7 protein-coding genes are annotated in these 7214 nt (G+C 70.7%); 6 read left to right on the top strand and 1 reads right to left on the bottom strand.

Going from position 1 to position 7214, the window contains the following annotated elements:
* Nucleotides 1–334: 334 nt before the first annotated feature.
* The 5 genes from B124_RS30675 to B124_RS30655 all read left to right on the top strand — a co-directional run bounded on the left by B124_RS30675 (nt 335) and on the right by B124_RS30655 (nt 5791).
* Nucleotides 335–1342: a sugar ABC transporter substrate-binding protein gene (locus B124_RS30675; RefSeq protein WP_496506257.1), complete on the top strand. Its 1008-nt coding sequence runs from the start codon at nt 335–337 to the stop codon at nt 1340–1342.
* 78 nt (nt 1343–1420) lie between these two features.
* Nucleotides 1421–2437, top strand: coding sequence for an ABC transporter permease (locus tag B124_RS30670; protein ID WP_496506256.1), 1017 nt, complete (start codon nt 1421–1423; stop codon nt 2435–2437).
* Nucleotides 2434–3306: an ATP-binding cassette domain-containing protein gene (locus tag B124_RS30665; RefSeq protein ID WP_496506255.1), complete on the top strand. Its 873-nt coding sequence runs from the start codon at nt 2434–2436 to the stop codon at nt 3304–3306. Before B124_RS30670 ends, B124_RS30665 begins: the two co-directional genes overlap by 4 nt.
* A gap of 53 nt (nt 3307–3359) precedes the next feature.
* Nucleotides 3360–4376, top strand: coding sequence for a LacI family DNA-binding transcriptional regulator (locus B124_RS30660; RefSeq protein WP_496506254.1), 1017 nt, complete (start codon nt 3360–3362; stop codon nt 4374–4376).
* A 275-nt stretch (nt 4377–4651) separates the two neighbouring features.
* Nucleotides 4652–5791: a hypothetical protein gene (locus B124_RS30655; RefSeq protein WP_496506253.1), complete on the top strand. Its 1140-nt coding sequence runs from the start codon at nt 4652–4654 to the stop codon at nt 5789–5791.
* Between the two features lie 44 nt (nt 5792–5835).
* Here the strand turns inward: B124_RS30655 and B124_RS30650 are convergent, their stop codons facing one another.
* Entirely contained in the window at nt 5836–6450 is a 615-nt protein-coding gene (locus B124_RS30650) for a TetR family transcriptional regulator (RefSeq protein ID WP_496506252.1), read from the bottom strand.
* Nucleotides 6451–6515: 65 nt separating this feature from the next.
* On the opposite strand from B124_RS30650, the gene B124_RS30645 reads away from it, so the two are divergent.
* Nucleotides 6516–7214, top strand: coding sequence for an LmeA family phospholipid-binding protein (locus B124_RS30645; RefSeq protein ID WP_496506251.1), 699 nt, complete (start codon nt 6516–6518; stop codon nt 7212–7214).

Genomic DNA, 7214 nt, shown 5'->3' with positions numbered 1-7214 from the left:
TCTGGGGCACGGTCACCTCCGCCAGCTCGTCGCGCGTTCACAGCCCAGCAGACGACCTCGCCGACGTTGCCCTACGCAGCGATCGAGTCGCATCTCCCAATTGGCGGTCGAGTCGTCGCGGGGCTCCGGGCGGCCAAGCTCCTTAAGCCATCACGGGCGCAACCCATGCAGCCATACCCAGAGCCCCTGGGCCCACCGATCTTACGAATGACCAGTTCGAACCCACGACTTGAAAGGTAGGGCGCAACCCATGCAGCCATACCCAGAGCCCCTGGGCCCACCGATCTTACGAATGACCAGTTCGAACCCACGACTTGAAAGGTAGGGCAGGTCCATGAACACAGCAGTCCGCCGCACCACCGCCGCCAGGATCGCCGCCTGTGCCGCAGCAGCACTGCTGCTGGCCTCGTGCGGCGAGGGGGCGCAGGGGTCCTCAGGAGACGACGAGCTCAAGGTCGGTCTCATCACCAAGACCGACACCAACCCCTTCTTCGTGAAGATGAAGGAGGGCGCGGAGGAGTCCGCGGGGCGGAACAAGGTCGATCTCTCCACCGCCGCGGGGAAGTTCGACGGCGACAACGAGGGCCAGGTCACCGCCATCGAGAACATGGTCGCCGCCGGCGTCGACGGCATCCTCATCACGCCCAACGACTCCGAGGCCATCGTCCCCGCCATCGAGCAGGCGCGCGACAAGGGCGTCGTCGTCATCGCCCTCGACACCCCGACGGAACCCCAGGACGCCACCGACGCGCTCTTCGCCACGGACAACCTCAAGGCAGGCGAACTCATCGGCGCGTACGCCAAGGCGCAGATGGCAGGCGAGGACGCGAAGATCGCCATGCTCGACCTGGCCCCCGGTATCTCGGTCGGGCAGTTGCGTCACGACGGCTTCCTGAAGGGCTACGGGATCAAGGAGGGCGACGAGTCCCTCGTCTGCGCCCAGGACACCCAGGGCGACCAGGCCAAGGGCCAGACCGCCATGGAGAACTGCCTGCAGAAGGCGCCCGACATCAACGTCGTCTACACCATCAACGAACCGGCCGCGCTCGGCGCCTACACCGCGCTGAAGGCCAAGGGCCGTGAGGACGACGTGCTGATCGTCTCCGTCGACGGCGGCTGCACCGGCACCGAGGCGGTCAAGTCCGGGAAGATCGCGGCGACCTCGCAGCAGTACCCGCTGAAGATGGCCGGCGAAGGCGTGCGGGCCGTCGCCGACCACGTACGCAAGGACAAGAGCGTCTCCGGCTACACCGACACCGGAGTCACCCTCATCACCGACCGTCCCGCCCAGGGCGTCGAGGCCGAGGACACCGGTTACGGGCTCGACCACTGCTGGGGCTGACCGGTCCCGGTCCGCCGCGTCCGCGAGCCGCGGACGATCCCTCCGTACGACCCGCAAGCCACCCAAGGAGCCATCGACTTGAGCACGACCACCAAGCCGCAGCCTCCGGCTACGGCCGCACCACCCGCCAACGCGCCGCTCAACTGGCGCACCGTCGCGACCTACCCCACCACGGGCCCGCTGGTCGCCCTCCTCGTCGCCTGCGCCTTCTTCTCCACGCAGAGCGAGCAGTTCCTCTCCGGCGGCAACCTCTCGCTCGTCATGCAGCAGGTGATGGTCGTCGGCACCCTCGCCCTCGGCCAGACCCTGATCATCCTCACCGCGGGCATCGACCTGTCCTGCGGCATGATCATGGCGTTCGGCAGCATCGTCATGACCAAGCTCGCCACCGACAGCGGGCTGCCCCCGCTGCTCGCCATCGCCGCCGGGCTCACCGTCTGTGCACTGCTCGGGTTCGCCAACGGCGCGCTCGTCACCTTCGTCCGCCTGCCGCCGTTCATCGTCACGCTCGGCATGCTCAACATCGCCTTCGCGCTCACCCATATCTACTCCGACGACCAGACCGTCACCGGCCTGCCGGACGAGCTGACGGCCCTCGGCGAGACCTTCCCGATGGGCAGAACCGACGTCACGTACGGCTCCGTCCTCACCGTCGTCCTGTTCCTCCTCTTCGCCTACCTCCTCGGCCGCACCGCCTGGGGCAAGCACACCTACGCCCTCGGCAACAGCCCCGAGGTGGCCCGGCTGACCGGCATCCGGGTGGACCGGCTGCGCCTGGGCATCTTCACCCTCGCCGGGCTCATCTACGGAATCGCCGCCCTCCTGCTCGTCTCCCGCACCGGCGTCGGAGACCCCAAAGCCGGCACCGACGACAACCTCAACTCCATCACCGCGGTCGTCCTCGGCGGCACCAGCCTCTTCGGCGGCCGGGGCGTAGTCCTCGGCACCCTCATCGGCGCGCTGATCGTCGGAGTCTTCCGCAACGGTCTGCAACTGATGGGCGTCGGCTCCATCTACCAGACCCTCATCACCGGCGGGCTGGTGATCCTCGCCGTCACCGTCGACCAGATCTCCCGCAGGAGGGCCGGCCGATGACGAAGGACGAGACCATGCCGCAGCCGGCTGCGGCCCCGGCACCGGACGCCGCGCCCGTGCTGCGTGCTCGCGGCCTGGTCAAGCGCTACGGCCAGGTCACCGCCCTGGACGGCTGCGACTTCGACCTGCTGCCCGGCGAGGTGCTCGCCGTCATCGGCGACAACGGCGCCGGCAAGTCCAGCCTCATCAAAGCGCTCACCGGGGCGCTGCAACCGGACGAGGGCACGATCGAACTGGACGGGCGGCAGGTGCGCCTGCGCGACCCGCTCGACGCGCGCAGGCACGGCATCGAGACCGTCTACCAGGACCTGGCCGTCGCCGCCTCACTCGACATCGCCAGCAACATGTTCCTGGGCCGCGAACTGCGCAGGAAAGGCGTGCTGGGCCGGGTCTTCCGGATGCTGGACACGCGCCGGATGCGCGCCGAGTCCGCCGCCCACATGGCCGAACTGAAGATCGGACTGCCCTCGCTGACCCAGGCCGTCGAGTCGCTCTCCGGCGGCCAGCGGCAGGGCGTGGCGGTGGCCCGCGCGGTGGCGTGGGCGCAGCACGTGGTGGTGATGGACGAGCCGACGGCGGCGCTGGGTGTGAAGGAGTCGGCGCAGGTCCTCGACATGATCCGCCGAGTCCGCGACCGCGGCCTGCCGGTCGTGCTGATCAGCCACAACATGCCGCACGTCTTCGAGATCGCGGACCGTATCCACGTCCAGCGGCTCGGCCGCCGGGTCGCGCAGCTCGACCCCGCCGACCACACCATGTCCGAGGTCGTGGCGATCATGACCGGGGCGCTGGAGCCCGCGACGGGGAACGGAGGTACGGTCGTAGCCGACGAGAAGGCGGTGCGGGCCGCCGGGCTGCGCTCGAGCTGACCTGCTGGTGCTGTGGCCGGACGGCCTGCGCGGACAAAGAAGAGGCAACGCAGATGCCGAGCCAGCGGCGGACCACGCTGACGGATGTGGCCAAGCGGGTGGGAGTGAGCGCCAAGACCGTCTCCAGGGTCCTCAACGGAGACGGTCCGGTCGCCGATGAGACCCGCGCGAAGATCATGACGGTCATCGAGGAACTCGGCTTCCAGCCGAACCTGATGGCGCGCAACATGCGCATCGGGTCCCGCGACTCCACGGTCGGCCTGGTCGTGCCAGACATGAGCAACCCCTTCTTCGGCACGGTCGCCAGCGGCATCGAGGAGGCGGTGGGCAGCCGCGGGCTCACCCTGCTCATCGGCTCCTCCGGCGAGTCGGTGGAGCGGGAGAAGACGCTGGTCACCACCTTCCTCGCCCGCCGCATCAGCACCCTGATGATCGTGCCCGCGGCCGACGGCGACCACCGCTACCTGCGCCGGGAGCGGGAGAGCGGGCTGCCCCTGGTCTTCCTCGACCGGCCCGCGGCCGGCCTGGCCGCGGACTGCGTGGTCAGCGCCAACCGGCAGGGCGCCAAGGAGGGCACCGCCCACCTGATCGCGCACGGACACCGCAGGATCGCCTACATCAGAGACCTGCCCGCCTCGCTGTTCACCCGTCAGGAGCGCTTCCGCGGCTACCGCGACGCGCTGGCCGAGGCCGGCATCCCGTACGACCGGACGCTGGCCGCCGATGCCCATGACCCGGACGCGGCGGCCGGGGAGGTGCGCCGGCTGCTGGCTCTCGACCGGCCGCCGACCGCGATCTTCACCGGCAACAACTTCGCCACCCTCGGCGCGGTACAGGCGCTGACCGTGGACGGCCGCCAGGACGTGGCACTGGTCGGCTTCGACGACCTCCCGCTGGCAGACGTCCTGCGGCCGGGACTGACGGTCGTCACCCAGGACCCGCGGGCGATCGGCACCGCCGCCGCCGAACTGGCGCTCGACCGGCTCGACGGCGCCCGCCGGGGGGCGAAGCGCCGGACGGTGCAGGTCCGGCTGGTGCCCCGGGGCACCGGCGAACTGCCACCGCCGTGACAGACCACCCGAAGGGCGAGGAGCGAGGGCCGGCGCCGGGCGCTGCCGGCGGCGTGGTGCCCCGTGGCGTCGTCCGGATTATCTATCCGGGATGTTGACGTAAATCGGCCGGCCTTCCCATGCTGTGCCGCATGGGCGGCTTGACAGTACACGGACATGAAACAGCGGGCCGCTCGGCCGCGCCCCGTCCGCCTCGTCCCCAGCGACGCCCGTCCCGGCGGCTGCTGCTTGCCGGGTCCGGGGCGGTGGTGCTTGCCGGACTTGGTGGCGGCGCGGTGGCGAACGGGGTGACCGGGCAGCGGGAATCCGCGTCCGAGCGTCGTGCGTGTCACGAGTCGGCTGCCGCGCCCTCGGGTGCCCTGGGAGTCAACTTCAATGAGGATCCCTCCGACCTGGACCCCGCCTACCTGGACGCACTGTCGGCCAGTTGGCTGCGCGGTTTCTGCCCGGTGCGCGAAGGCGACCAGGGCGACCCGGCCGGGCAGCCTGCCGTGGCTGCCGTGCTCGACGCCGCCCGGCGCGGTTACCGGACGGTGCTGTCGCTGAAGTTCCCGTACGGCAGCACGCCCCTTCCCCGGGCGGGGAGCACCGCCATGGCCGCGCTGCTCGACCGGGTGGATGCGGTGCTCGGCGCCGTGATGGGCAGGGCCGACATCCTCACCATCGGCAACGAGCCGTTCCTGGAGACCATGCCGGCCGAGCGCAACAGCATCCTCAACGGCTTCTATGAGCGGCTCGCGGCGCATGTCATCGCGTACCGCGCGGCGCACTGCGGCGGCGCGGCCTGCCGGACCGGCCTCTACATGGGTGCGCTGAACCGCCTTGACGATCCGGCACAGCAGACCCCGGCGACCGAGCGCTGGATGACGTACGTGCGCACCACCCAGGCCATCGACGGGGTCGACATCCATCCGCACGTCGGCTGCATAGAGGCGTCCGCCAGGTTCCTCGACTACGTCCTGCCCCGGCTGCGTGCCGGCCAGAAGTTCCTGGCCACAGAGTTCTCCCTGGTCCATCACTGGAATCAGCACATGGAGGACAAGGTGCCGGCCGAGTTCGCCGTCCGGTACGGCATCTCCCCGGACACCCTGGTGTGGCAGGTCATCGCGGACGCGATCCGCAGCCCGTTCGCGCAGCAGAAGTGGAACGACTTCCTGGCCCTCAGCCCGTGGTTCGAGACCCGCAAGACCTACCTCGCCAACCAGGTGCGGATGTTCCGCGATACGGGGAGGCTGGCGGTGGCCGCCTACGCCGGAGTCCAGATCCGGTCCATGGCACAGGACTTCGGCCCGGACAAGCCGCCGTGGATCCTCAACCCCGTCTACGCGAACCGCACCGTGCGGCCGCACGCGGACGGCACTCCGGGCCGCAACTACGCCTGGTTCGACGCGTTCCGCGCACTGCAGCAGAGCTGAGCCCGGGTCGGCCGTGCGCAACGGCCGGACGGTCTCCGGCCGCGTCAGGCGCCCAGGACCGTGAACGCTGCGCGCATGAGGTCGGCGATGGAGTCCCGGTGTGCGCGGCCCTCTTCCGGGCGGTCGGCGTGGGCGATCAGCGCGCTGCGCATGGCCGCGACCGACGCGCGGGCCAGGACGGAGGCGCGCAGTTCCACGTCGCTGGCGGCCGGTTTCCGGTCGTCGGCGGCCTCCAGGCGGGTGCGGAGTGTTTCGGCGAGTGCGTTCTCGAAGTCGAGCAGGAGCCGGCCGGGGCGTGTGGGCGCGGTCATGAAGCGGGCGGGCGGGCCGCTGAAGAGGATGGCGAAGCCGCCGGGGCGCTCGCCGGCCACGTCGTTCAGGCCGTTCAGCACCGCGGTCAGCGGCGGCTCTGCGGCGGGGCGTGCGGCCACCCGCTGCTGGAGTGCCGGGATCAGGTCGTAGATCTCGCCGAGGACGAGGTCCTCCTTGGAGGGGAAGTAGCGGAAGAAGGTGCGTTCCGTCACATCCGCGGCCTCCGCGATGTCACGCACCGTGGTCTGCTCGAAGCCGCGCTCCTCGAACATCGCCAGCGCCGCCTGCTGCAACGCCGCGCGCGTGGCCGCCTTCTTCCGCTCGCGGCGTCCCGTTGTCCCGCTCACGTTCCGCATTCTTGCACGCCGATAAGAAAAATGTCAGTCCTGACACTTCGGGTAACGTGTCAGTCATGACAGTTTTTAGGAAGGTATGGCGACGCCTGCGCGCGCACCGCCGGTTCACGGTCGTGGCCGTCGCGTCCCTGCTGGTCGTCGTGAGTGCGGCAGCGGTGGCCGAGGGCGTCGTACGCGCCCGGGTCGGCGGGCGGATCGCCGACGGCGCGGAGCGGAAGCTGCACGTATCGCCGGATGTCGATCTGGGCACCACACCCGTGCTGCTCCAGCTCACCGGGGGCTCGCTGCCGCAGGTCGACGTGTCGGCCGAGGACGCCACCGTGGGCGGGCGCAGCGGCCTCGACATCGACGCCCGGCTGACCAACGTCACCCGGGGGCAGGGCGCGGTGTCGGTGGACTCCAGCACCGTCGAGGCACGTATCGACGCCGCCGCGCTCGCGCCGGGCGGCGGCGCGGCGCAGATCGAGCCCGATCCGCAGGCCGGCCGCCTGGTGGTACGCGCCGGGCCCGGCGGAATCGTCGAGCTGCCGCTGACGCCGCGGCTGCAGGGTTCCGCCATCGAGCTGGAGCCAGGCGAGCCGACCCTCAACGGCCGGCCGCTGCCCGCGGAGGCCGCCGACGCCGCCTCCGCGCGCGCCGAGCGGCGGATTCCGCTCGGTGACCTCCCCCTCGGCCTTGAGCCCAGCTCGCTCGCCGTCACCGACGACGGCCTGGAGCTGGGCCTGTCGGGCGGCCCCGCAACCCTCCAGACCTGA

This window comes from Streptomyces sp. CNP082, from assembly GCF_059570535.1.
Note: the sequence above shows the minus strand (reverse complement) of the source record. Positions and strands in the feature narration are given on the sequence as shown.